The 25,766-nt window shown below is 61.2% G+C and carries 18 protein-coding genes; 10 read left to right on the top strand and 8 right to left on the bottom strand.

All coding sequences use genetic code 11. From position 1 onward, the window contains the following. Positions 1–2: 2 nt before the first annotated feature. From ACYVDM_RS24925 to ACYVDM_RS24905, 5 genes are all read right to left on the bottom strand, one after another. Positions 3–980, bottom strand: a complete 978-nt coding sequence (locus tag ACYVDM_RS24925) for an ABC transporter permease (protein WP_415792658.1) — start codon at positions 978–980, stop codon at positions 3–5. After that, positions 977–3,235, bottom strand: coding sequence for an ABC transporter substrate-binding protein (locus tag ACYVDM_RS24920; protein WP_415792657.1), 2,259 nt, complete (start codon positions 3,233–3,235; stop codon positions 977–979). The genes ACYVDM_RS24925 and ACYVDM_RS24920 overlap by 4 nt, the downstream gene beginning before the upstream one ends. Before the next feature lie 81 nt (positions 3,236–3,316). Then, positions 3,317–4,072 carry a thermonuclease family protein gene (locus ACYVDM_RS24915; protein WP_415792656.1) on the bottom strand — a complete coding sequence of 252 codons (756 nt, stop codon included), beginning with the start codon at positions 4,070–4,072 and terminating at the stop codon, positions 3,317–3,319. A gap of 116 nt (positions 4,073–4,188) precedes the next feature. Next, positions 4,189–5,193 carry a magnesium and cobalt transport protein CorA gene (locus ACYVDM_RS24910; RefSeq protein WP_415792655.1) on the bottom strand — a complete coding sequence of 335 codons (1,005 nt, stop codon included), beginning with the start codon at positions 5,191–5,193 and terminating at the stop codon, positions 4,189–4,191. A gap of 75 nt (positions 5,194–5,268) precedes the next feature. Beyond that, entirely contained in the window at positions 5,269–7,347 is a 2,079-nt protein-coding gene (locus ACYVDM_RS24905) for an ATP-dependent helicase (RefSeq protein WP_415792654.1), read from the bottom strand. Between the two features lie 150 nt (positions 7,348–7,497). On the opposite strand from ACYVDM_RS24905, the gene ACYVDM_RS24900 reads away from it, so the two are divergent. Further along, positions 7,498–8,409, top strand: a complete 912-nt coding sequence (locus tag ACYVDM_RS24900; RefSeq protein WP_415792653.1) for a DUF72 domain-containing protein — start codon at positions 7,498–7,500, stop codon at positions 8,407–8,409. Between the two features lie 93 nt (positions 8,410–8,502). Continuing rightward, positions 8,503–9,351: an inositol monophosphatase family protein gene (locus tag ACYVDM_RS24895; RefSeq protein WP_415792652.1), complete on the top strand. Its 849-nt coding sequence runs from the start codon at positions 8,503–8,505 to the stop codon at positions 9,349–9,351. Positions 9,352–9,482: 131 nt separating this feature from the next. Here ACYVDM_RS24895 and ACYVDM_RS24890 read toward each other — a convergent pair whose 3' ends face one another. Together ACYVDM_RS24890 and epsC are read right to left on the bottom strand one after the other, a co-directional pair. Beyond that, positions 9,483–10,355 carry an NAD-dependent protein deacetylase gene (locus ACYVDM_RS24890; protein ID WP_415792651.1) on the bottom strand — a complete coding sequence of 291 codons (873 nt, stop codon included), beginning with the start codon at positions 10,353–10,355 and terminating at the stop codon, positions 9,483–9,485. 15 nt (positions 10,356–10,370) lie between these two features. Then, a complete protein-coding gene (gene epsC, locus ACYVDM_RS24885; protein WP_415792650.1) occupies positions 10,371–11,318 on the bottom strand; it encodes a serine O-acetyltransferase EpsC in 948 nt (315 codons plus the stop codon). 258 nt (positions 11,319–11,576) lie between these two features. On the opposite strand from epsC, the gene ACYVDM_RS24880 reads away from it, so the two are divergent. The 8 genes from ACYVDM_RS24880 to ACYVDM_RS24845 all read left to right on the top strand — a co-directional run bounded on the left by ACYVDM_RS24880 (position 11,577) and on the right by ACYVDM_RS24845 (position 24,745). After that, positions 11,577–12,236: a TetR/AcrR family transcriptional regulator gene (locus tag ACYVDM_RS24880; RefSeq protein ID WP_415792649.1), complete on the top strand. Its 660-nt coding sequence runs from the start codon at positions 11,577–11,579 to the stop codon at positions 12,234–12,236. Positions 12,237–12,345: 109 nt separating this feature from the next. Beyond that, positions 12,346–13,719, top strand: coding sequence for an acetyl-CoA C-acetyltransferase (locus tag ACYVDM_RS24875; protein ID WP_415792648.1), 1,374 nt, complete (start codon positions 12,346–12,348; stop codon positions 13,717–13,719). Then, positions 13,719–15,677, top strand: coding sequence for a 3-hydroxyacyl-CoA dehydrogenase NAD-binding domain-containing protein (locus tag ACYVDM_RS24870; RefSeq protein ID WP_415792647.1), 1,959 nt, complete (start codon positions 13,719–13,721; stop codon positions 15,675–15,677). The genes ACYVDM_RS24875 and ACYVDM_RS24870 overlap by 1 nt, the downstream gene beginning before the upstream one ends. An 88-nt stretch (positions 15,678–15,765) precedes the next feature. Then, on the top strand, positions 15,766–17,055 hold the full coding sequence (locus ACYVDM_RS24865; RefSeq protein WP_415792646.1) for an OmpP1/FadL family transporter: 1,290 nt from the start codon (positions 15,766–15,768) through the stop codon (positions 17,053–17,055). Positions 17,056–17,133: 78 nt separating this feature from the next. Further along, positions 17,134–19,527, top strand: coding sequence for a 3-hydroxyacyl-CoA dehydrogenase/enoyl-CoA hydratase family protein (locus ACYVDM_RS24860; RefSeq protein ID WP_460475488.1), 2,394 nt, complete (start codon positions 17,134–17,136; stop codon positions 19,525–19,527). 40 nt (positions 19,528–19,567) lie between these two features. Further along, entirely contained in the window at positions 19,568–20,764 is a 1,197-nt protein-coding gene (locus ACYVDM_RS24855) for an acetyl-CoA C-acyltransferase (RefSeq protein ID WP_415792645.1), read from the top strand. A gap of 32 nt (positions 20,765–20,796) precedes the next feature. Then, positions 20,797–22,485 carry an AMP-binding protein gene (locus ACYVDM_RS24850; RefSeq protein ID WP_415792643.1) on the top strand — a complete coding sequence of 563 codons (1,689 nt, stop codon included), beginning with the start codon at positions 20,797–20,799 and terminating at the stop codon, positions 22,483–22,485. Positions 22,486–22,636: 151 nt separating this feature from the next. After that, positions 22,637–24,745 carry a TonB-dependent siderophore receptor gene (locus tag ACYVDM_RS24845; protein ID WP_415792642.1) on the top strand — a complete coding sequence of 703 codons (2,109 nt, stop codon included), beginning with the start codon at positions 22,637–22,639 and terminating at the stop codon, positions 24,743–24,745. Positions 24,746–24,783: 38 nt separating this feature from the next. Here ACYVDM_RS24845 and ACYVDM_RS24840 read toward each other — a convergent pair whose 3' ends face one another. Continuing rightward, complete coding sequence (locus tag ACYVDM_RS24840) at positions 24,784–25,755, bottom strand: Bug family tripartite tricarboxylate transporter substrate binding protein (RefSeq protein WP_415792641.1); 972 nt, start codon at positions 25,753–25,755, stop codon at positions 24,784–24,786. Positions 25,756–25,766: the final 11 nt, after the last annotated feature.

Genomic DNA, 25,766 nt, shown 5'->3' with positions numbered 1-25,766 from the left:
GGCTACTCGAAGCGCACGCGGGGATCAGCCAGCGTATAGGAAATGTCGGCCAGGATCAGTCCGACGATATACAGGGCGGCGCCCAGGAACACCATCGCACGCACAATCGAAAAATCCTGCGAATTAATGGCGTCGATCGTATAGCTGCCCAACCCCGGAATCCCAAAGAAGGACTCGGCAATCAGGCTTCCCATAAACAGCAAGGGAATCGCCGATACCGTTCCCGTCAGAATCGGTAGCATGGCATTACGCAGCACATGGCGGAACAACACGGTACGTTCGGCCAGTCCCTTGGCGCGCGCGGTGCGCACGTAGTCTTTACCAACCTCCTCCAGAAACAAGGCGCGATAGAAACGGGCCTCGGGGCCCAACCTCGCGATCACCGCCACCAGTACCGGCAAAGCCAGGAACTTGATGGCGTCCAGTCCGCCGGCGAAACCCGAATACGGCACGAGCCGCAGCACTTTTGCAAACAACCACTGGCCGGCAATGATGTAAAACAGACTGGATATCGACAACAAGATCACGCACAACACCACGCCCCAGAAATCCAGCCGGGTGGCACGGAAATACACCAATAACAACGAGAAGACCACACTGGCAAACAGGCCCAGAAAAAACGTCGGGATGGCCAGCGCCAGACTGGGGCCCATACGCATGCGGATCTCGCGACTGATATCGTGCCCGGCGTCGGACGAGCCGAACTCCATCGTCAACAGCGGCACCGAGCGTTGGTAAAACACGGTCTCGGTCAGTTGATCGACACCCTCGGTCTGCGTGTTTAGAAACAAGGGCTTGTCATAACCATGCTCGACCTTCCAGCGCTCGATGGCCTCCTGGCTGACCCGCTGACCGCCGATCGCCAGACGCGCCATGTCGTCGGGTGTGTTCACGGCAAAGAACAGGATGAACGTAAACAGGTTGACCCCGATCAGGATCAACACCCCATACAACAGGCGGCGAATCACATAGCCGGTCATGGCTGGGGCTCCTTCGATGTCGAGGTAGGGGAAACGTCAGCGCGTGATCCAAACGCGGTTTGCCGTTCACGTCGCTTGAGGGCGACATACGATGGCCAGATGGCCAGTCCCAGCAAGAGCGCCAGCAGCGCCAGGGGCCACCAGCGCGGCGTATTCCACTCGTCTATTTTGCTGACCCGCAGTGCCGGGTCGACCTTGATGTATTGCAGCGTGTTGCGCACCATCTGTGTCGGCTTGGCATTGCCCACCCATTGCTGATAGGCACCGCCCGACATGGGGAAATAGCCGAACATCCAGGGTGCATCACGCTGCACGATGGCCTGCATCTGGTCGATCAGCGCGACTTTTTCAGGGCCGTCGTCCAGAAACTTCATACGCTCGAACAGCCGATCGAATTCGGGATTCACATAGTTGGCGGCGTTTTCGCCACCATGCTTGGCCTTGCCATTCGGACCGTACAACAGGAACAGGAAATTTTCCGCATCCGGGTAATCCGCCACCCATCCCCAAAAAAACAACTGCGCCGTACCGCGCTGCATCTTGTCCTGAAAACGGCCATAGTCGGTCGATCGCACGTCCATTTGAATACCGATCTGAGCCAGTTGGCGCCGCATCCAGTCAAATTGCGGATTTGACCCGCCGCCGCTCATGGCGTCGTAATACAGCACGAGCGGCGCCCCCGTTTGCGCATCGCGCCCGTGAGGATAGCCCGCCTCGGCCAGCAATTGCTTGGCCACCTCGAGCGGCTTGCGTTTCGCCCGGCCATCGAGCACGTCGTACACCACGGGGTTGATCCCCTCGGGAGGCTCGCGATAGCCCAATACCCCTGGAGGCACAGGGCCATTGGCCACCATGGCTTGGTCGTTTTCGAAGACGGCGACGTACTCTTCCCAGTTAAACGCAATGCTGATGGCTTGGCGCAGCTTGCGATTTTTTTCCTGTTGCTCAGGGGTATCGCCCTGCCCGACCACTGGATCGAGCCAGTTGAATCCCATATACCAGGTCGATGTCTCGATTGCCGTGGGTAGCTGAATGCCATGATCACGATAGGTCTTGGCCTTGTCCGGCGAGTCTCCCGCCGCGACCAGCATGGATACCCCGTACTCGCCGCGCTCGACCTGCGGGATATCGTAGTAGCCCTGCATGAATTTACCGGTCAGGGGGACGGCTTCTTTTTCGACGTTGAATACCACGCGATCCAGGAAAGGCGTGGGCTTGCCACAATCGGCCAATAAGCCCGCCTTACGGTCGGCGGGCTCGCCCTCGCAGGGGTACGGCTCGCCCCGAAAATGAGGGTTGCGCGCCAGGACATGACGGCGATTTTGTAGCGACTCGACCAACATGAATGGGCCCGTACCGACAGGCCACGTATTGAGCGACAAATCGTGCGCCGCCATGCCCGGCTGGCTGTAAAAACGATCCGCCTCCCAGGGGATGGGCGCGGTAAAAGTCATGGCCAGCCAATACTTGAACTGTGGGTACTTGCCCTTGATGCGGATGCGCAGCGTGTGATCGTCGAGCGCCTGCACGCCGTCAAAGCCATCATCCTCGCGCAGATCCAGCCAGGGCAGATCGCGCTGGTCAAATGGCAGGTCTTTACGCAGGGCGGCATCGCGCTGCTGCAGGCGCTTGCCGTAGTCCTGCATACCGATGACATAGTTGGCCATCAGGGAATAGATCGGCGATGCCACACGCGGGCTGGCCAGCCGCCGAAACGCATAGACGTAGTCGCTAGCCGTCAACTCACGCGTCCCCGTCTTGGGAAAATCCGTCAGATAAAACTTGTCGTCGAGCTCGCCGGGCCGCAGAGGAAAATAGCTATCCCGGCCATCGGCCTCACGCGCAAAGGCGGGATGCGGCTGAAACTGGATGCCCGACCGAATCGGTATGTCGTAGACGCTTTCGGCAATTTGGTCGCCCGGGGCATCCGCCGGCAGGGTATTACCCTGGCTATCCAGATAGCGCGGTTGCGAGATGGCGGCCGCCGCGCGCGGGATCAATTCGTACGGGCGCTTCAGATAGTGATATCCGTAAAGCGGCTCGTAGATGTTGTAGGTGAACGGGGTTTCGTCAGTCGAATACGAGCGGGCGGGGTCCAGATACTTGGGCGATCGCTTGACGAAGGCCGTATACAGGGCATTCTCGGACAACGCACCGGTTTCATAGGGGCTATTGATAGGGTCGCGTGTGCAGCCAGCCAGTGTCAACACCGACACCAGTACGACCATCGACATCCGCTGCAGCCATGCACCCATAAACCGTTCCCGTGTAATGTCCCGTGTCGGGCCTGGTGCACAGCATAGCAAAGCCCGCTAGCGGCGGCGCCCGAAATCGGTCTACTTCGACCCGCAGCGCTGATTGCGCCAGCATTCGTAGCGCCATTTCCAGGGTTCGACCGCCCCGTCTTGTACCCACAATCCCACTCGGGCACGACGCGCCTGGTCCTGAATGCCCCGCATCGCCTTGTCGGTCAGGTAATCGCCCCGACTGGCGGTATAAGCCCACGCATATCCGGCCGCGACCTGCGCCCGATTCACCGACGTGCCATCGGGCAAGATCAATGCGCATAGCTCGCGCGAGAACTGATCGGGCTCGTAGCACTGTGCGGTCACGGTTTTCCCTCCGACCATTTTTTCGAGATGCCGCTGAGCGGCCTCGGCAAACGGTTGCCCCGGCTCCTGGGCACCGTGATTCGTCTCGGGCGCATCAATGCTGTCCAGTCGAACGCGTTGCGATTTACCGTTGACCCGCAAGGTCACGGTGTCACCATCGGCGACTTTAGTGACCGTACCAGTCAAGACCGTGCGTCCCGGCGGCACGGGGCTGTCGTTCGGGGAAGCCACAGAACGGGATGCTGTCGGCACCGGGCTATTGGCATTGGCCCGCCCCGTCCCGCCCGTCGATGTCTGCGTTGATCCCGCTCGGTCTGCCGTCGCTGGCACGTCCGGGGATGTCGAATCGGACGTCCCCTGGAACCAATGCACCACCAGGGCCACCAGCGCAATGCCAAGGACGCTACCTAATTTGCGGCCGAGTCGGCCCAAGGAAAACTGCCTGCGCAAAATATAGGGTTCCGAAAAAAACGATGACACGCAGTGTGCCATACCCGGCTTCAAAGGTCTCATCGGGCTTGCGCTCTGGCAGGATAATGGCATCCACCCCGCGACAACACGCCTAAGCGCCGCGCAAGAAGCGAAAAGCCCCTGCCCTATAGCCAGCCCGCCCGACGGAACCGCCAATACAGCACTGAACACACCGTCGCGATCGCTCCCAGGGTCACCGGGTAGCCCCATTGTGTCTTTAACTCTGGCATGAATTCGAAGTTCATGCCGTAAATCCCCGCGACCGCCGTGGGCACTGCCAGAATAGCGGCCCATGCTGCGAGCCGGCGGGTAATGTCATTTTGCTGAGACTGCGCAATCATGAGGCTGGCCTCAAACGCAAAGGCCAATGACTCGCGTAACCCGTTGACGAACTCATCGACACGCAATACCCGGTCCGCCACCACGGAAAAATTGGGCCGCGCGTCCGCGTCAATCACCGACATTTCCATCGTGGACAGCCGGCGCGAGATCTCCGCCAGCGGGGCGATGACGGCGTGGATGCGCAACAAGTCGCGGCGCTGCCGGTAGAGCTTGCGAATATCGGAGTCTTTGGCGCCCCGGATCAGCAATTTTTGCTCGGCCCCCTCGACTACCGTTTCGAGTTGGGCGGCGGCGCTCAGGTAACGATCGACCAGCAGATCCAGCAGCTCCGACGCGATGTAGTCGCTGCCGCGCCGCAACAGATCTGGCGCCGACTCCAGGCGCTCGCGCAATTCGCGATGTGTCGCCGAGGCGCCGCGCCGCACGGTCAACAAAAACCCTCGGCCAATGACCACCTGCGTTTCGCCGAAAATCGGCCGGCCCTGATTGATCTCGACCGTAATCGCCACCACGAGCACGCACTGGCCAAAATCAATGATTTTGGGGCGACGGTGTGTCTCCAGCATTTCGTTGCGCGCGCCAGGACGCACACCCAGATCGTCCGCTACGCGCCGCAACAAATCGGCATCGGGATTGCACAATCCGATCCAGAGAAGGTTTTCTTCTTGGACGGGACATAATTTGATCTCATCGATGGGCACGTCATGAGAACGCTGTCCCTGGACATACGCTACCGATGCCACCACCTCGTTTTGCGGCAACGCGGGGATGGAGTGTTTATGCGACATGCAAGCCTCCGCAATAGCACGCTCGGACGCCCGACAGCGCGCAAGGCGCGCGTCGGGTAACCAGGCCATGATAGCTCAGCTAAACAACTTGCGAACCCGTTGGGCGACGTCAATGCGCGGCGCCGACTCCGTTGGGAGCACGCCGCGGCCAAAGGGCAGATCGGCCAAAGTCGGCGGCTTGGGCAGCGCCTCGAACAACGGTAACAGCGCATCGGGTATGAATCGGGTGCGCGACCCATACACGTGCCGGTCCCCCAACCCGGTTTGCTGATGCACGTAAAAGCGCTGCGGCACGATCAACTGCAACTGCTCTTTGGCACGCGTCATCGCCACATATAACAGGCGCCGTTCTTCTTCGATCTCGTCGGCGGTGCCCGTGCTCATATCAGAGGGGATACAACCGTCAACGACATTCAGTACAAACACCGATTTCCACTCTTGCCCCTTGGCCGAGTGGATGGTGGACAAGATCATGTAGTCCTCGTCACGCAACGGCGGGCCGGACTCGGCACTGGTGGCGTCGGGCGGGTCCAGCGTCAATTCGGTGAGAAAGCGCTCGCGGCTGCCGTACCCGGCGCCGATGCGCGATAACTGATCAAGGTCGATTTTACGTACACGCGCATCGTCATAAAGGCGCTCGAGTTGCGGCACATACCAGCGCAGCGCGACATCCAGATCAGCGGGCCATCTCGCGTCGGCGCTGCGCAGCGCCGCATAGGTCTCGACAAAGGCGTTCCAGTCGGTTTTGGCGGCGGCACCGGGTTTAAAAGCATGCAGTACAGCCATGGGGTCGGCCGCATCGGCCAGGTCCTGCATCAAGCGACCTGCGATCGCGGGCCCGATGCCCGGTAGCAACTGCGCTACCCGAAAGCCCGCCAAACGGCTACGCGGATTTTCCGCCCAACGCAGCATCGACAATACGTCCTTGATATGCGCGGCCTCAAGAAAACGCAGGCCGCCGAACTTCACGAACGGGATATTGCGCCGCGTGAGCTCGAGCTCGAGCGCGGCACTGTGATTCGAGGCGCGAAACAGGACAGCCTGGGATTTCAGGGTCGCGCCGGCTTCGCGGTGCGCCAGCACCTGATCGGCCACCCAACGCGCCTGGCCGGCCTCGTCGCTCACGGTGACCAGCGCGGGGCGGCTCGAGGATTCGCGGTCGGTCCAGAGATTTTTGGTGTAGCGCTCGCTGGCCAGATCGATCACGGCGTTCGAGGCATCCAGAATCGGCTGCGTCGAACGATAGTTGCGCTCCAGCGTCACGACGTGAGCAGGGTGCGCAAACTGCGTGGGAAAGTCCAGAATATTACGTACGGTCGCGGCGCGGAAAGAATAAATCGATTGCGCATCATCGCCCACCACGGTCAAGCCACGACCGTCGGGTTTCATGGCGAGCAGGATTGCGCATTGCAAACGATTGGTGTCCTGATATTCGTCGACCAATACATGGTCGAAACGCGCGCCCACATCGTGCGCCAGCACGCTGTCTTGCATCATCTCGGACCAGTACAACAGCAAATCGTCGTAGTCGAGGACCTGTTGGTCCTGCTTGGCCTGGACGTAGGCCGCAAATAGGCGCTTGAGCGCGTCCTCCCATTGTGCGCACCAGGGGAACGCGTGTTTCAACACGTCGGCCACCGGGGCTTGACTATTGATGACGCGAGAATAGATCGCCAGGCAGGTGCCCTTGAGAGGAAAGCGTTCGGCCGTCGCGGACAAACCGAGCTCGTGCCGCACCATCCCCATCAGGTCTTCGGCATCGCTGCGATCATGAATAGTGAAGTTTTCAGATAGGCCTATGCGACCCGCGCAGTCGCGTAGCAAGCGCGCGCCAATACTATGAAACGTACCCGCCCATGGCAGCGAAGGTGCTTGCTGCGTGGCGTGCAGTTTCATCACGCGCTGCAGGACCTGGCCCACGCGGCGATCCATTTCCTGGGCCGCACGGCGTGAAAATGTCAGCAGCAACATGCGCTGCGGGTCGGCGCCGTTGAGCACAAGATGAGCGACGCGATGCGCCAGCGTGCTGGTCTTGCCCGATCCGGCGCCCGCGATGACCAGCAAGGCGGGGGCCTCGGGATTGCCCACCCCGAACGTGGCAGCCTCGCGCTGGGCCGGATTCAGGTCGGACAGATAATCGGTGTCGGGGGTCATGATGGCAACATTAACGGGTGGAACGAACGCGTGAAAGCCCTCGCGCGGCGATCCCCAAAGGTTCAAAAATCACTGTATATTTATACAGATAATAACGGAACTTCCCTGCTATCGCCTATCGCCGCGCACCGACCTGCGCGCTCCACCTCTATGTCTATCCTGACCGGCACTGCCTCCTGGACCGACCCGACGCTGCTCGCTTGCAAGCGCTTTTATCCGCCACACGCGCGTACGGCCGAGGCGCGTCTGCGCTACTACGCGACGCAATTCAAACTGGTCGAGGTCGATGCCACGTACTACCGGATGCCGAACGGCCAGACGGCCCATTTATGGGCCACCCGCACACCCGACGATTTCGTGTTTCATGTCAAAGCCTTCCGCCTGTTTACTGGGCATCCTGCGCCACGGCAAGCGTTGCCCATGGATATCCGGCGCGAGCTCGCCGATGATTCGGATGGCATGTCGACCGACCCCATGGTGTTCTATCACCAGTTGCCTGCGGAGCTGCGGGGCGAACTCTGGCGGCGTTTTCTGATCGCCCTGGAGCCCTTGCGCATGACGGGCAAACTGGCTGCGGTGCACTTTCAGTTTGCCCCGTGGGTACACAGGAACGCGCACGGCGTGGCGTGGCTCCACGAATGCCGTCGCTACATGCAAGAACACCTGATGGCAGTGGAGTTTCGCCATCGTAGCTGGTTTGAGACGTCCGCGGCCAGTGCCTGGACACTGGCGCTGGAGCGCGAGGCAGGCATGGTGCATACGGTCGTCGACGCCCCTCAGGGCTTTGACAATACCGTGCCCGCTGTCTGGGAAAGCACACATCCCGAGTTGGCGGTGCTGCGCCTGCATGGGCGTAATATCACCACCTGGAACAACGCCTCGAACGCCTCATCGAGCCGCTTTCAGTACGAATACTCGCCCGCCGAGCTTGCCGAACTCGCCCAACGGCTCAAACGCCTGGCGCAACAGGTCCGTCAGGCGCACGCCGTGCTGAATACCAACTATCAAGATCAGGGTATGCGCAATGCGACGGGCTTAGCCGCCGCACTAGGCGCGCATTAGGGGACATACGCATGAATGCGCCACATCGCGACACAACCTGCATCCTTCCTCGTCAAACATGCTAGATTTGTGCACCCTTCTCCAGAGCCCAGCATGAGCCGCACCTATACTCGCGAAGACACCCGCCGCATTGCGGCTATCCTGGCCGACGCCGCCCAAGCCGAAGTCATGCCGCGCTTTCGCCGGTTGTCCGCTGATGCGATCTCGACCAAAAGCTCACCGCGAGACCTGGTCACCGAAGCTGACGAGGCCGCCGAGCGCTTTATTACAGCGCGTCTAGCCAAGCTACAACCCAGTGCCGTCATGGTCGGCGAGGAAGCCGCGTCACGGAATCCCGCCCTGCTGAATATGCTGGTCGACGCCGACCTGGCGTTTCTGATCGATCCCATCGACGGCACTCGCAATTTCGTGGCGGGCCTGCCGCTGTTTGGCATGATGGTCGCGGTCTGTCATCGTGGCGACGTGCTGGCGGGCGTGATCTACGACCCCGTGACCCACGAGTGGACGATGGCCGTGCGCGGCGAAGGCGCCTGGTCCGAGACGGCTAATGGCACGCAAACGCCGCTCAAAGTCGCGCCCCCCGTCCCGCCGCAGGACATGGATGGCATGATCTCGACCGGATTTTTACCCGAGCCGCTGCGCAGCACCGTCAATGGCAATCTGGGCTCGCTGGGCTCAACCGCCTCGCTGCGCTGTGCGGCGCACGAGTACCGCCTGGCCGCCAACGGCCATTGCCACATCATGCTGTACAACAAGCTCGACCCGTGGGATCACGCCGCCGGTTGGCTGGTACACCGCGAAGCCGGGGGCTTCTCTGCGCACTTTGATGCCAGCCCCTACAAACCCACGCATCGCAGCGGAGGGCTACTCTACGCGCCCGATGTCGGCAGTTGGCACGCCGCGCGCCGTGCCCTGTTAGGCGAAGACTTTCCCGCCACCTGATGTGTGGAGCCGCAGGCTGGCGATTTATCCCCAGTTTCTGTGGACAACCCTATGGACAGCTTGGGATCATCACGAAAAAAACAAAGGTGATCAAGCACTTAGGACTTTCGACAAAGACTGACCAGTGCGGGTCATTTCGAGATGGCATCCGGGGCCACCTCTCCGGCAGCCAACGCCGCCTGCGCACCGAATGGGCCATACAAGGCGTCCAGGACATCGGCACAGGGTTGCGACACTTTCAGACTGAATAAACTGTCCGCTCGCGTGCGCCCGAGGTTCAAGGCGGCAATCGGCAGACCGGTCTGCGCCGCCGACCGCACATACCGGTAACCCGAATGCACCATCAACGATGACCCCACGACCAGCACGGCATCGGCGTGCTCCAGCGCCGTGCGTGCTTGCACGCCGCGATCAGGCGGAATACTCTCGCCAAAAAATACGACATCGGGTTTGACAATGCCGCCGCACCGGGGGCAATCGGGAATGACGAAACGCGAAAAGTCGACACCCTCGAGATCGGCATCACCATCGGGCGCATCAGCGGCGTCCAAATTCATCCAGTCCGGATTGCGGCTGTCCAGTTGGGCTTGCCAGACCGCCCGCGGCTCGCGCCAATCACAGCGCATGCAGCGCACCTCGTCCAGGCGACCGTGCAGATCCAACACACGGGTGCTGCCGGCCGCCTGGTGCAAGCCATCGACGTTCTGTGTCACCAACAGGCGAATCTTGCCGCGTTGCTCCAGCCAGGCCAGGGCACGATGGGCGGCGTTGGGCTGGACGTAGCCAAACCGGCGCCAGCCCACCATGCTGCGCGCCCAATAACGAGCCCGCATGGCCGACGAGCCCATGAACGACTGAAAATCGATGGGTGGGCTGCGCTTCCATTGGCCGTCGTCATCCCGATAATCCGGAATACCCGAACCGGTACTGCAGCCAGCCCCGGTCAAGACAAACAGGTGCGTATGTCGATCGATAAATGCGCCCAGCGCGGCCAGGTCTGACATCGTTACCACAGCCCTTTACGCACCGCCCAGCCCACAGTTGGGCATGTTGTTGACCAAACTGGCCTGGGTGACATTGCTCTCTGCCGGCACGCTGCGCGTCAACCAGACGTTACCGCCGATCACCGAGCCGCGGCCGATAGTGACCCGGCCCAGGATCGTCGCGCCCGAATAAATCACCACATCGTCTTCAATGATCGGGTGACGCGGCAAGCCTTTTTTGAGCTCTCCGTTTTCGCCTGGCGGGAAACGTTTGGCGCCCAGTGTCACCATCTGATAGAGCCGCACGCGGTCACCGATGATGGCGGTCTCACCGATCACCACCCCCGTCCCGTGATCGATAAAAAAGCTCTTGCCTATCGTGGCGCCGGGGTGAATGTCGATACCCGTATCGGCATGCGCAATCTCGGCCACGATACGCGCCAACATCGGTACGCCCAGCTTGTACAGCACGCTGGCCAGACGATGGTGGATCATGGCGCTGACGCCGGGATAGCACAGCAATACCTCGTCGACGCTGTGCGCAGCCGGGTCTCCCTGGTAGGCGGCCGTCACATCCAAATCCAGCGCACGCCGGACTTGCGGCAATGCCGCGCCAAACTGCCGCACGATCTGCGCCGCGCGCGCGCGCATACTCTCATCAGACTCTGGTTCTGTCTGGTTGCGGCCCATGTGATGCAACTCTAGACAGACCTGATGCAACAAGGCGTCCAGCGCCGAGCCGATCGTGTGGCCTACATAGAAGTCCTCGACTTCCGAACGCAGATCGATGGGACCCAGTCGCATCGGAAAGAGGGCGCCGCACAATTGCAGCACGATGGCGCGCAGGCTTTGCTGCGACGGAAACTCGCGATCCCCCCCGGATTCGCGCAAGCGGCCGCGCGGCCCACGCCAGTCGACACGGGCATCGCGCAAACCGGAAACAATATGGTCCAGATTCCAGTGGGCTTGAGATGAATCATTCATAGCAGCAATCCTGCGGTCATGACGGCTGGTATATATTCAAACATATGGCGAATCTCTGTAAAAGGAGGCGTCGCATACCACGGCGGCGCACTATTGATGAACTGTAACCGCTCGCGCGCGTTTTGCTGATCTCGACCCGCCTCGCGGTGGGGTTTTGGCTCCTCTGCCTGTCACTCGTCTACGGGTTAATGCGGACTCGATCAGACGACGAACTCCCTATATATTGTTTTCAAACGAACGTTTGAATACATTCAAACCATGGCCGACTCCGGTGTCCCTTCCACTCGCAACCTCATTCTGGATACGGCAGAACGACTGTTTGTGCAGCAAGGATTCGATGGGACCTCGATGCGGCAGATCACTAGCGAGGCCGATGTCAATCTGGCCGCTGTGAACTATCACTTCGGATCCAAAGAATCCCTGGTACAAGCCGTCCTCAAGCGTAGGCTGGCCGTGCTGAACCAGGAGCGACTGCGCCAACTGGATGAACTGGAAACCTGTGCGCAGGGAAGCCCCCTCAAGCCCTCTCAAATTGTGGATGCCTTTTTTGGCACCCTGCTGCGATTGGCGGCCAGCCCCGATCACGCCGGCAAAAATTTTCTGCCGTTGCTCGAACGCACCATGATCGACCCCACGGGCTTTATCCGCACGCTCGTCGCGGCGGAATACGCCAGCGTGATGGAGCGCTATCAGGCCGCCCTGTTTAAAGCATTGCCCGATGTTCCGCGCGCGGAAATCATCTGGCGCTTTCAATTCATGTTGGGTGCAACGTCGTATGCCATCATAGGCACGGAAGTCCTGCGAACCGTCATCGGCTGGGCCGCCGAGGACAGTGATTCGGCACACGATCCAGATCGATTGCTGCAGCGTTTGATGAGTTTTTTGCTTGGGGGCCTGCGCGCGCCGCTGCCTCCGTAGCGCGCCCGCACGTCCCGCGGCGACGACGCCGCCCTCAGCACGACTATCCGCGCACAACAACGGGCGCGCCATGCCAGACGACTTAGGACAACCACGCGAAGGAGCTGTTATGCCACACGCCCCCATTTACGTCGTGGACGGCGCGCGTACTCCCTTTCTCAAGGCACGCAATGCGCCGGGGCCCTTTTCAGCGGCGGACCTGGCGGTACAAGCCGGCCAGGCGCTCTTGCTGCGCCAGCCCTTTGCGCCCACGGACCTGGACGAGGTTGTCGTAGGTTGCGCCGCACCCTCGGCCGACGAAGTCAATATCGGCCGAGTCATCGCGCTGCGCCTGGGTTGCGGCCATCGCGTTCCCGGCTGGACCGTCATGCGCAACTGCGCATCGGGCATGCAGGCGCTGGATAGCGCGATGGCCAACATTCAAACGGGCCGAGCCTCGTTAGTGCTGGCGGGGGGTGTCGATGCCCTATCGCGTGCGCCGCTGCTCGTATCCGACGAGATGACACGCTGGCTGGCAAGCTGGTCCAGCGCCCGTGGCATGGGCGACAAACTGGCAAATTTGCGGCGTTTTCCTTTTCGGCGACTGGCGCCGGTCATTGGGCTGCTTAAAGGCCTGACCGACCCTGTCGTGGGTCTATCAATGGGACAAACGGCGGAAAACCTGGCCACCCGCTTTGGGATCAGCCGTCGCGAAATGGATGCCTACGCGGCACGCAGCCATACCCGCGCGCTCGCCGCCCGGGGGTCTCAGACTAACCCCGCGCCCGACCTCGACGTCCCTCTCGATACATCGCGTGAATCATCCGCGACCACCACGCCCACTGCTGCTACGACTGCCACTGCCAGCGAAATCGTGCCGCTGATCGATTCCCGGGGCACGCTCTATCCCATTGACGACGGCGTGCGCGACGACTCGACACCCGAGCGTCTGGCCAAACTGCGCCCGGTGTTCGACAAACCCTGGGGCAACATCACCGCCGGCAACAGTTCGCAGGTGACGGACGGCGCGGCGCTACTGCTCTTGGCCTCGGAAGACGCCGTGAAACGCTGGAATCTTCAACCCCTGGGGCGTATCGTCGATTCACAATGGGCCGCACTGGACCCCGCGCAGATGGGCCTCGGCCCCGTCCACGCAGCCACGCCCATCCTGCAGCGACATGGGTTGGGGCTCAATGATCTGGATTTGTGGGAAATCAATGAGGCCTTCGCGGCGCAGGTCCTGGCCTGTCTCGCCGCCTGGAACGATGACGCGTATTGCCGCGAGCACTTCGGCACCGAGGCACTGGGCGTCCTGGATCAGGAACGGCTCAACGTTGAAGGCGGCGCGATCGCGCTGGGCCACCCGGTCGGCGCCTCTGGCGCGCGTATCGTCCTGCACCTGCTGCAATCGCTGCGCGCGCGCGGCTTGCGGCGCGGTATGGCAAGTATTTGCATTGGCGGCGGGCAAGGCGGCGCCATGTTGCTTGAAACGGAGGCCCGATAATGACTTCCACCATGGCTCTTTTGCAGCCCTCATGGCGTCATTGGCACCTGGAACGCGATGACGATGGCCTGGCCTGGCTGAGGCTTGATCGCGCCGACCGCGCCGTCAATACATTGTCTGCAGACGTCATGACGGAATTGGCTCAGGCGCTGGACCGTCTGCAAGCCGCGCCCCCCAAAGGTCTGATCATCCACTCAGGCAAGGCCGCCGGTTTTATCGCCGGCGCCGATGTGGACGAATTCGCCGAACTCAATACGCCCCAGGATGCCCACTCGCTGGTCGAACGCGGCTGGCACTTGTTTAATCGACTGGCTGCGGTGCCATACCCGACCTTGGCGCTGATTCAGGGCCACTGCCTCGGTGGCGGGCTGGAGCTGGCCATGGCGTGCCGCTATCGGCTCGCCGTCGACGTGCCCGGGACCTCCCTGGCGCTGCCTGAGGTCATGTTGGGCATCTTCCCCGGTTGGGGAGGCATGAAGCGGCTGCCCGCCCTGATCGGTCCGCCCGCCGCATTAGACATGATGTTGACGGGGCGCCCTGCCGACGCGCGCAAGGCGGCAACACTGGGATTGGTCGATGCCCGGGTACCCCTGCGACTCGCCAACCGCGCGGCCCGGCAACATGTGCTGTCGGGCCAACCTGCGCATCGCGCACGCGGCATCATCGGCTGGCTAAATAGCCGACCGTTCAAATCGCTGGTGGCCAAACGCGCCTATAAACAGATCCGCGACAAAGACCCGCAAGGACACTATCCCGCCCCATCGGCAATTGTCACGCTGTGGTCGGAGCATAACGGCAACGCCTTGCAGGCGCCGCAGATCATTGATCGCATCCTGACCTCGGATACGGCGCGAAACTTGTTGCGTGTTTTCCGCTTGCAGGAGCGCCTGAAAGGCTGCGGCAAGGCCGTCGACGGCGTGCCACCCGTGCGTCATGTACATGTTGTCGGTGCAGGTACCATGGGCGGAGATATTGCGGCCTGGTGCGCCCTAAAGGGCATGACCGTGACGCTACAAGATCAGGATGCCGCCCGTATCGCCCCTGCCATCGGCCGCGCCGCTACGCTGTTCGCGCGCAAGCTCAAAGACCCGTATGCGGCCAAGCAGGCTGCAGACCGATTAATTCCCGATCCGGCAGGCGACGGCGTCACACGCGCGGACATCGTCATCGAGGCGATTACCGAACAAGCCGCCGCCAAACACGCGCTATACCGATCCCTGGAGCCGAAGCTAAAGCCCGACGCCATCCTGGCCACCAACACGTCGAGCTTGTCACTCGCCACCTTGCGCACGGGGCTGACCGCGCCCCATCGGCTTGTGGGCATTCATTTCTTTAACCCCGTCGCGCAAATGCCCCTGGTAGAAGTCGTACAGACGGACACCGATGAACACGGCAACCAGGCGCGTGCCTGCGCCTTTGTCGGGCAATTGGGCAAGCTGCCGCTGCCGGTACGCGATGCCCCGGGATTCCTGGTCAATGCCGTCTTGGCACCCTATATGCTGGCCGCGATGCAAAAGGTAGATGAGGGCCTCGCGCCCGAAACCATCGACCGCACAATGACGGACTTTGGCATGCCCATGGGGCCGCTGGAGCTAGCCGATACTGTCGGCCTGGACATCGCCATGGCTGCCGGTCAGCAATTGACCCAACAAGCCGAACCGCCACGTTGCCTGGCCGAACGCATTGCCCGCGGCGACCTGGGCCGCAAAACGGGCCGCGGTTTTTATCTCTGGAAAGACGGCAAAGCTCAAAAAAATGCCTCGGGCACTCCGCCGCCCGACCTGGCTCAACAACTGATCGGACACCTCATTACCCGCACACAACAGCAAGTCGACCAGCGCGTCATCGCCGATGCCGATCTGGCCGATGCCGGTGTGATTTTTGGCACAGGCTTTGCGCCCTTCACCGGCGGGCCCCTTCATTATCGAGATAGCAAGCTGCGCAACACGACGACATAAAAAGACCAACGTACAGGTCCCATTTGCAGTCCCACCGCTACACCTGAGGAGAGGAAGTTCACCATGAATAAAGGAGAGGGAGTCAATCATGCGTAACACACCGTGGGCTTTGAAAACTTTGTCTGTCGCCATTGCCGCTGGCTGCGTGAGCACCGTGCACGCCGCCGGCTTTCAGTTGATGGAACAAAATGCCAGTGGGCTGGGCAACGCCTATGCCGGTTCGGCTGCCATCGCTGAGAACGCCAGCACCATTTTCTACAATCCCGCTGGCATGACCTATTTGCCAGGCTTCAATATCTCTGCCGGTGTGAACGCCATTTTGCCGTCGTTCGAATTCAGCGACAACGGCGATAGCCGCAATCCAACCGCGCTCGGCGGCGGCGCCCCCACCGGCGGAAATGGTGGTGACGCTGGCAACCTGGGCATCGTTCCCAATGCGTACTTTTCCTGGCAGGTCAGCGAGAAGTGGTTCGTCGGACTCGGTGTCGGTGCACCCTTTGGCTTGATGACCGAGTACGATGATGATTGGGTAGGTCAATATCACTCCAACAAATTCGACATCAAAACCATCAATATCAACCCCTCGATTGCCTACAAGGTCAGCGAACAGTTTTCGATAGGGGCAGGCCTGAACTGGCAACACATTGATGCGCAATACAAAAAGAAAGTCGTCGTGCCCGTGGTCCCCGGCGCGCTCTACCTGCCCGGCGATGCCGACCTGAATCTGAAAGGCGATGCCTGGGGCTGGAACATTGGCCTGATGCTGCAACCCACCGAAGACACGCGTATCGGGCTCGCGTATCGATCCAAGATACGCCATAGCCCCGACGGCGATACCGACATTGATGGCTTTGCGCCAGGACGATCTCTGTCTTATGACGCCAGCACCAACGTCAGCCTGCCGGACTCGCTGATTCTCAGCGCCGTACACCAATTGAATGAACGCTGGGAATTGCTGGGGGATATTTCGTGGACGGGCTGGAGCACGCTGTCCGAGTTGAAGATTGAAAATGACGGCGGGCCGACCGATACGTTGCCGCTGGATTTTCGCGATACGTGGCGAGTCGCCCTGGGCGCGAATTATAAATTTGCCCCGAAATGGAAATGGCGCTTTGGTGTCGCTTGGGATCAATCGCCCGTGCACAACCCGGCCGATCGCCCTACCTCACTGCCTGACACGGATCGCTGGTGGTTCTCAACAGGCGTACAGTATGCGGTAAGCAAAGACACGCAAATCGACGTAGGCTATACCTATCTGTACCTGCGCGATGCCAACATCGACACGGACTCTGGCGACGCACTGTCCAAGGGGCGCGTCGCGGGGCAGTACAACAGCAGCGGGAATATCCTGGGCATCCAGGTGTCGACTCGCTTCTGATTGCCGCGACGCGTGCGCCGTAGCGGGACCGCAACTGCAAGCCGGCAGCGCAGCGCGCTGCCTACCGAGGAGACAACTTTGAGCAGCAAGTTCATTGTCAAACACGCCGCCGTGCTCGGCGCCGGGGTCATGGGCGCACAGATCGCCGCCCACTTGGCCAATGCGGGGATTCCCGTCATCCTGTTCGATTTGACGGCCAAGGAAGGCGAGCGCAACGGGATCGCCAACAAGGCGCTGGCCGGGCTGAAGAAACTGGAGCCCGCTCCCTTGGCGAGCCCGTCCCGCCTGGCCTTGATCACGCCCGCCAACTACGACGACCATCTCGCACACCTGCCGGATTGCGACCTGGTCATCGAAGCGATTGCAGAGCGCATGGACTGGAAGACCGCGCTATACGAACGCATCGCACCGCATGTTTCGCCCGATGCGATCCTGGCGTCCAATACCTCCGGCCTGGCGATCGGTGAGCTGGCCGATAATCTGCCCGAAAATCTGCGCGCCCGATTCTGCGGCGTGCACTTTTTCAACCCGCCACGCTACATGCGTCTGGTTGAACTGATCGCCACGCGCCACACCCGCGCGGACGTGGTCGACCATCTGGAAAGCTGGTTGACCACGAGTCTGGGCAAGGGAGTCATCCGCGCCTTGGACACACCGAACTTTGTGGCCAACCGCATCGGTGTTTTCTCCATTTTGGCCGCTCTGCACCATACCGAACGCCTGGGCCTGGGTTTTGACGAAGTCGATGCATTGACCGGCCCCAAAATAGGCCGCCCCAAAAGCGCCACCTACCGCACCGCCGACGTCGTCGGCCTGGATACGCTCGCCCATGTCGTCGCCACCATGCGCGACAAACTCCCGTCGGACCCCTGGCACCGGTACTTTCAACTGCCCGCCTGGCTAAACGCGCTGATCGAACGTGGCGCGCTAGGCCAAAAAAGCGGCGTTGGCGTCTATCGCAAGGTCAACAAAGAGATTCAGGTACTGGACCCGGCCGCGGGCGATTATCGCCCCTCGGCGGGCACTATCGCCGACGAGGTCGACGCCATCCTGAAACAGCGCGACCCCGCACAACGCTTTGCCGCGCTGCGCGCCAGTAGGCACCCTCAGGCGCAGTTCCTGTGGAGCCTGTTCCGGGATATCTTTCATTACAGCGCCTGCCAACTCGGGCACATCGCTGACAACGCGCGCGATCTGGATCTGGCCATGCGCTGGGGCTTTGGCTGGTCACAAGGTCCCTTCGAAACGTGGCAGGCCGCGGGCTGGCGTCCCATCGCCGAGGCCGTCGCGGCAGACATCGCCGCCGGACAGGCCATGAGCGATGCCCCTCTGCCGGACTGGGTACAAGAAAGCGATCGCCAAGGTGTGCACGACGCAAAAGGCTCGTACTCGGCGCGAGACGGCAAGCAACAACCGCGCTCGACGCTGCCGGTCTATGCACGCCAGCTCTTTCCCGAAACGCTGGTGGGCGAAATGCCGACACCGCGCGGCGCCACCTTGTGGGAAAACCAGGGCGTGCGTTTGTGGCATCTGCCCGAATTCGACCCTGGCGTCGGCATCCTGTCATTCACCTCCAAAATGCACAGCATCGGTGATGAAGTCCTGGATGGGGTGCTGCATGCCGTCGCCCACTGCGAACAAAACCTGGATGCCCTGGTCCTGTGGCATGACGCGCCTTTTGCCGTCGGCGCCAACCTGTCCCAAGTCGTGCAAGCGTGCACCGCGGGCCAGTTCGACGTACTGGAGGCCACGGTAGAAAAATTCCAGCGAGCGTCGCTCTCCCTGCGCGACGCTCGCGTCCCGACCGTTGCTGCCGTGCAGGGCATGGCACTCGGCGGCGGTTGTGAATTCCTGATGCATTGCAGCCATCGCGCCCTGGTGCTGGAAAGCTACATCGGACTGGTTGAGGCCGGTGTGGGACTTATCCCCGCAGGCGGCGGAAGTGCGGCCCTCGCCGCACGCGCCGCCGCGCTCGCGGCGACCACGGCGACACCCAGCGAGGTCTTTCCGTATTTGCAACCGGTGTTCCAGAATATTGCGACCGCGCAGGTCTCCAAAAGCGCGCTGCAAGCGATCGATTTGGGTTACGCACAAGCGCACGACAAGATCGTGTTTCATCCCGACGAGTTGCTCTGGGTCGCCATTCGACAGGCCCGTGCGGCGGCCGATGTCGGCCATACGCCACCACTTCCCGTGACCCATATCCCCGTCGCCGGCCGCACAGGCATTGCGAACTTTGAAATGGTGCTGATCAACATGCGCGAAGGCGGCATGATCAGCGCCCACGATTACAAAGTCGCACGCAGTGCAGCCGTCGCGCTATGCGGTGGCGAAGTCGAGGCCGGCACGCGTGTCAACGAGGACTGGTTGCTCGCCGTTGAACGCCGCGAGTTCGTCGCGTTGCTTCGCACCGCCGAAACGCAGGCCCGCATCCAGCACACGCTGGAAACGGGCAAGCCGCTACGCAACTGACGCCGTCACCCACATCGCCTCGTAAAGATCGGAGCATCTGATGAGCAAACAGATTCAAGACGCCTACATCATCGCCGCCACCCGCCTGCCTGTCGGCAAGCGCAACGGCCAGTACGCCACGACCCGTCCCGATGATCTTCTGGCGGCCGTCCTGCGCGCTGCGTTGGCACAGGTCCCCTCTCTGGACGCTGCGCGCGTCGAAGACGTCATCGTCGGTTGCGCCATGCCCGAGGCCGAGCAAGGCATGAACGTGGCGCGCATGAGCCTGCTGCTGGCCGGCCTGCCCGACAATGTTCCCGGTGTCACCGTCAATCGTTTTTGCGCCTCGGGCCTGCAGGCCGTCGCGGATGCTGCGGCACGGATCCGCCTGGGCCTTGCCGATGTCATGATTGCCGCTGGCACCGAATCCATGAGCGCCATGCCGCAAATCATGGGCAATAAAGTCGCCATCAATCCGGAAATTTTCGCGCACGATGAAAACCTGGGCATGGCCTACGGCATGGGCCTGACGGGCGAAAAAGTCGCCGCGCAATGGAAAGTCTCGCGCGAAGATCAGGATGCATTTGCCCTCGCCTCGCATCAAAAAGCCTGCGCCGCCATCGCGGCGGGGCATTTCGATGCCGAGATCACACCCTATCAAATAGTGCACCACCTGCCCGGTGAAGCAGGGTCTGTACGCACCCTCGAAAAACGCGCCGAGCGTGACGAGGGTCCCCGCCCTGACACCGATGCCGCTGCTCTCGCCAAACTGCGACCGGTCTTTGCGGCACGCGGCTCCGTCACTGCGGGCAACAGCTCGCAGATGTCGGACGGCGCTGCTGCCGTCGTGCTGGTGTCCGAACGCGTCTTGCGCGAACTCAACGTGGCGCCGCTCGCCCGTTTTGTCGGATTCTCCGTCGCGGGCGTTCCTCCGCAAATCATGGGCATCGGCCCCAAAATGGCGATCCCCAAGGCGCTGGCCCAGACTGGCATTGCCCAGCAAGACCTGGACTGGATCGAGCTGAACGAAGCCTTTGCCGCGCAATCACTGGCCGTCATGCGCGATCTGGATCTCGACCCGGCCAAGGTCAACCCCTTGGGTGGCGCCATTGCCCTCGGCCACCCCTTGGGCGCCACCGGCGCCATTCGCACCGCCACGGTCATACACGGCCTGCGGCGCACGGGCGGCAAATACGGCATGGTGACGATGTGCGTGGGCACAGGCATGGGCGCGGCGGGCATTTTCGAGGCGCTATAACCCTCTCCTCCAGATCCATCGCTTAGTCTCCTATGGAACGCATCTGGCTCGATCACTACCCGCCTGGCGTACCCGCCGACATCGACATCTCGGACTGCGCATCGCTGCTCACGATCCTGGATGACAGTTATCGGCGTTTCCCCGACCGGCCCGCCTATACCAGCCTGGGCACGACCCTGAGCTATGCGCAGTTTGATCGCCTGTCACGCGATTTTGCCGCCTGGTTGCAATCGCGTGGTCTGCGACAAGGTGATCGTGTCGCGCTGATGTTGCCCAATCTGCTGCAATATCCCGTCTGCCTGTTCGGGGCATTGCGCGCGGGTTGTGTCGTCGTGAACTGCAACCCGCTCTACACCGCGCACGAACTCGCGCATCAACTCCGTGACGCCGGCGCACAGGCCATCGTCGTGGCCGACAACTTTGCGCATACGCTGCAACAGGCTTTGCCGCACACGGCACTGCGGCACATTGTCACTACCTCGATCGGCGAACTGCTGGGCCCCCTCAAAGGGCGTGTCATCGATCTGGTGGTGCGCCATGTCAAGCACAAAGTCCCCACGTGGTCCTTGCCCGGCGCCGTACGTCTACGTCGAGCCCTGTCCGAGGGTCATCCCCTGCCTTTACGTCCGCCCATGCTGACGCGTGCCGATCCGGCCTTTCTGCAATACACCGGCGGGACGACGGGTGTGGCAAAAGCCGCGGTACTGAGCCATGGCAACATGCTGGCTAACCTGCACCAGGCACACGCCTGGGTAGGCAACCATCTGCGCGAGGGGGTCGAATGCATCGTCACCGCCTTGCCGCTCTACCACGTGTTCGCCCTGACTGCGAATTGCCTGATCTCCATCAAACTGGGTGCGCGCAACCTGCTGATTCCGGACGCACGCGATCTGCCTGCCCTGATCAAAGCCCTGCGCAACACGCCGTTTTCCGTGATCACTGGCGTCAACACTTTGTTTCGCGCGCTGCTGAATCACCCCGACTTTGCCAAGCTCGATTTCTCTCAGTTGCGCATCACCCTGGCGGGCGGCATAGCTGTCCAACGCGCCGTCGCGCAACAATGGCGTGACGTCACCGGTGTCTCGCTATGCCAGGCCTATGGACTGACAGAGACCTCTCCCGCCGTGACGCTGAACCCGTTGAATGTGGAGACCTTCACCGGCTCCATCGGCCTGCCGGTGCCGTCCACCGAATTATCCATCCGCGACGACGATGGCCGCGAGCTTGCCCAAGGCGACACCGGCGAACTCTGCGTGCGCGGCCCACAGGTGATGTCCGGCTACTGGAATCGCCCCGAGGAAACCGCACTGGTCTTTTATCCCGACGGTTTTCTGCGTACCGGCGACATCGGCTACGTTGATGAACGCGGCGACGTCTATCTGGTCGACCGCAAAAAAGATCTCATCCTGGTGTCGGGCTTCAACGTCTATCCGAACGAGGTCGAAGACGCCGCCGCTCTGCATCCCGGCGTACGCGAAGTCGCCGCCGTCGGCGTCCCGGACGAACGCTCTGGCGAAGCCGTCAAGCTCTTCGTCATCCGCAATGATCCCGCCCTCGATGCCCAGACCTTGATCGCCCATTGCCGCCAACATTTAACGGGCTACAAGGTGCCGCGTCACGTCGAATTTCGGGATGCATTGCCCCGCAGCGCCGTGGGCAAAATCCTGAGACGAGAACTCCGGCCCGCCGCGACACAATCATCCGCTGCGGCGCCGCGATAGCCGTCACATTGCTTCGCCGGGCCCTGACCCGGCAACCCGAGCTATCAGGGTAAACAAGCGTCTGTCGCGCCGGACAATTGCCATATTATTCTATAAAATAAATGCGACTCATTTTTATTATCAAACATATTCGCATAAATTAGGAATCCCCTTGAAACATCCTTCGCCCGCTGTACCAGCCCGCAAGGTCTCCCCCCTTACTTTGGCAATCGTAGCCGCCAGCCTGCCCTCCTTTGCCGCACAGGCCCAAGAAAACGCTAACACCGCGGCCACCCTGCCCACGGTGACCATCACCGGTTCGCAGGCGACGGCGACCAGCCCCGTTTATGGCTACGTGCCCACCCGTAGCGCCACTGGCACCAAAACCGACACGCCCCTGCTCGAAACCCCGCAAGCTATCACCGTGATCCCGCGCGATCAGTTCGTCGACCAAGGTGCTCAAAACGTACAAGATGCCCTGAACTATGCGGCCGGCGTACGCCCCAACGCCTATGGGGTCGACAACCGAGCCGACTACGTTCGCGTGCGAGGTGTCGAGCCCGTTCAGTACCTGGACGGATTGCGCCAGTTTTTCAGCTACAACAACCCCCGCACCGAAATCTATGCGCTGGAACGATTGGAACTGCTGCGCGGTCCGTCGTCGATGCTGTATGGCCAGGGCAGCACCGGTGGCGTGCTCAACCTCGTGAGCAAACGTCCCCAACCCGAAGCCCAGCACGAAATCGGGGTGATTCTCGGCAATCACAATCGCAAAGAAATCCAGGCCGACCTGACCGGCCCGGTCACTGAAGACGGCCAATGGCTGTACCGCATTATTGCCGTAGCCCGTGAAAGCGATACACAAGTGCAATACGCCACCGACGACCGGCTACTGCTCGCGCCCTCGCTCACTTGGCAACCCAGCGCCGCTACATCGCTGACATTTCAGGGCTATTTCCAAAAAGACAAGGCGGGAACCACCCAATCATTTTTACCCTGGCAAGGTACCGTCAGCGACAACCCCAACGGCCAGATCCCGACGCGCCGCTTTGTCAGCGAACCAGGCTTTGATGCCTATGACACCGAGCAATTCAGCGTGGGCTGGCTGTTCGAACACCAATTCAACGACCGCTGGACGGTACGTCAGAACTTTCGCAACACCATCAGCAAGGTCGACTACAAATCCCTCTATCCCGACTCCTACTGGAATCCCGAAGCCCCCTACATCGACCCCGAGCAGACCACGCTCAATCGATACTTTTATGTCCACAAGCCCCGCATGCGCACCTTGTTGGTCGATCAAAACCTGGAAGGCAAACTGAACTGGGGGCAGACCGAGCACACGGTGTTGTTCGGCTTTGACTACAGCCGTTATCGCGAGACCGGGCAGGAGGTCTCGGGCATGGGCAGTCCGTTGAATGTGTATCACCCCATCTACGGCAACATCCCCGAGTATGACCTCGCCGATACGCCCAAGACCGTACAACAGCAAATGGGTTTTTACGCGCAGGACCAGATGCGTTATCGCAACTGGATATTCCTGGCGGGCATCCGTCATGATCGGGCGCAAACGGACATCGAAGGCAGCGATCGCGAAGTCGACAATGCCACCACCAAGCGCTTTGGCCTGCTCTACGCGGCCGACAACGGCCTTTCGCCGTACATCAGCTACAGCGAATCCTTTACGCCCATCGGCGGCACGGACTTCTACAGCAATCGCTGGAAACCCATGCGCGGCAAACAATGGGAACTGGGCTTGAAATACATGCCCCCGAACCAGGACCTGCAGTTCACGGCGGCTGCTTATGACCTGCGCGAGAAGAACCGCCAGGCACCGGATCCCTCCAACCCCAACAATCAAATCCAGGCCGGCAAAACCCGTACGCGTGGCGTCGAACTAGAACTACGTGGCAGCGTGACCAAGCAGATCGATGTGATCGCCAACTACATCTACACCGACATCGATCCCCAGTTGGAGCCCGTGCCCAAACACATGGCGTCACTATGGGGCAAGTATCGCTTTGCGGTCGCCAACCTGTCCGGGTTTTCGGCGGGTGCAGGCGTGCGCTACCTCGGTTCATTCACAGATGGCAATGCCCCCGAAACGCCCTCAGTCACGCTGTTTGATGCGATGCTGGCCTACGATAGCGGTCCGTGGCGCTACGCGTTGAACGTCAACAATATCGCGGACAAAACCTACGAGGTCACGTGCCTGAAACGCGGCGATTGCTTTTACGGCCAGCGCCGCACGGTAACGCTAAGTGCGGCGTATCGGTTCTGATGCAATCCGGGCGGCCGTATCTTGACTGGCCGCCGCCATCAATCGACGCGAGCACCCGACTGTTTCACCACCACCGCCCACTTGTTCACGTCGGACTGCAGCATCTCTCCCAATTGCTCCGGCGTGGTTTGCAACGGCTCGGCAGCGTGCTTGGCCAGAGTTTTCCTGAACTCCGGATTTGCCAACAAGGCCCCGACATCGTGATTGATCTTGCTCACAATATCGTCCGGCACACCTGCCGGCCCAAACACGGCAAACCATGGCGCCACATGGAAATCGGGATAACCGGACTCGGCAATCGTGGGGATATTCGGGAATCGCGACGACCGCGTATTGCTGGAAATGGCGATCCCACGCAGGGCGCCCGCATCCACCTGTTGAGCGATCGAGGGCACACTGCTGAACACGACATCCAACCGCCCTCCCAGTAAATCCGTCAAGGCAGGCGAGGCCCCCTTGTAAGGAACATGCGTCAACTTGGTATCAGCGACATGATTCACCATTTCTCCCAGCAAGTGATTCACCGTACCGCTGCCGGCCGACCCAAAGGTCATGCCCGGATTGGCACGCGCCAGTGCGACGAACTCCTGAAACGTCTGGGCCTTGACGTCCTTGTTGATGGCCACGATGAACGGCACGGTCGCCACCGCCGCGATGGGCGTAAAGTCCTTGATAGGATCAAAGGGCAGGTCGCGCAGGCTCACGTTGATGGCCTGCGTACCCTCATAGGTCAGCAACAGCGTGTAGCCATCGCCAGGTGCCTTGGCCACCGCGTCCAGCCCGATGTTGCCCCCCGCGCCGGCTTTGTTTTCCACCACGACGCTCTGCCCCCAAGCATCCGTCAGCCCCTGGGCAATCAGACGGCCAAGCGCGTCTGACGCCCCGCCCGGCGACTGCGGCACAATCAATTTCACGGGATGGTCGGGGTAATTCGCCGACCAGGCCGGCACCGCAGAGAGGGCGCAGGCCAATGCCGCCGCCGTACCCACCAAAAATTTACGGAATGTCATTGTCACCTCTT

Source organism: Bordetella tumulicola (assembly GCF_054779135.1).
The sequence above is the reverse complement of the archived record's forward strand: the minus strand, read 5'-3'. Positions and strand labels throughout refer to the sequence as shown.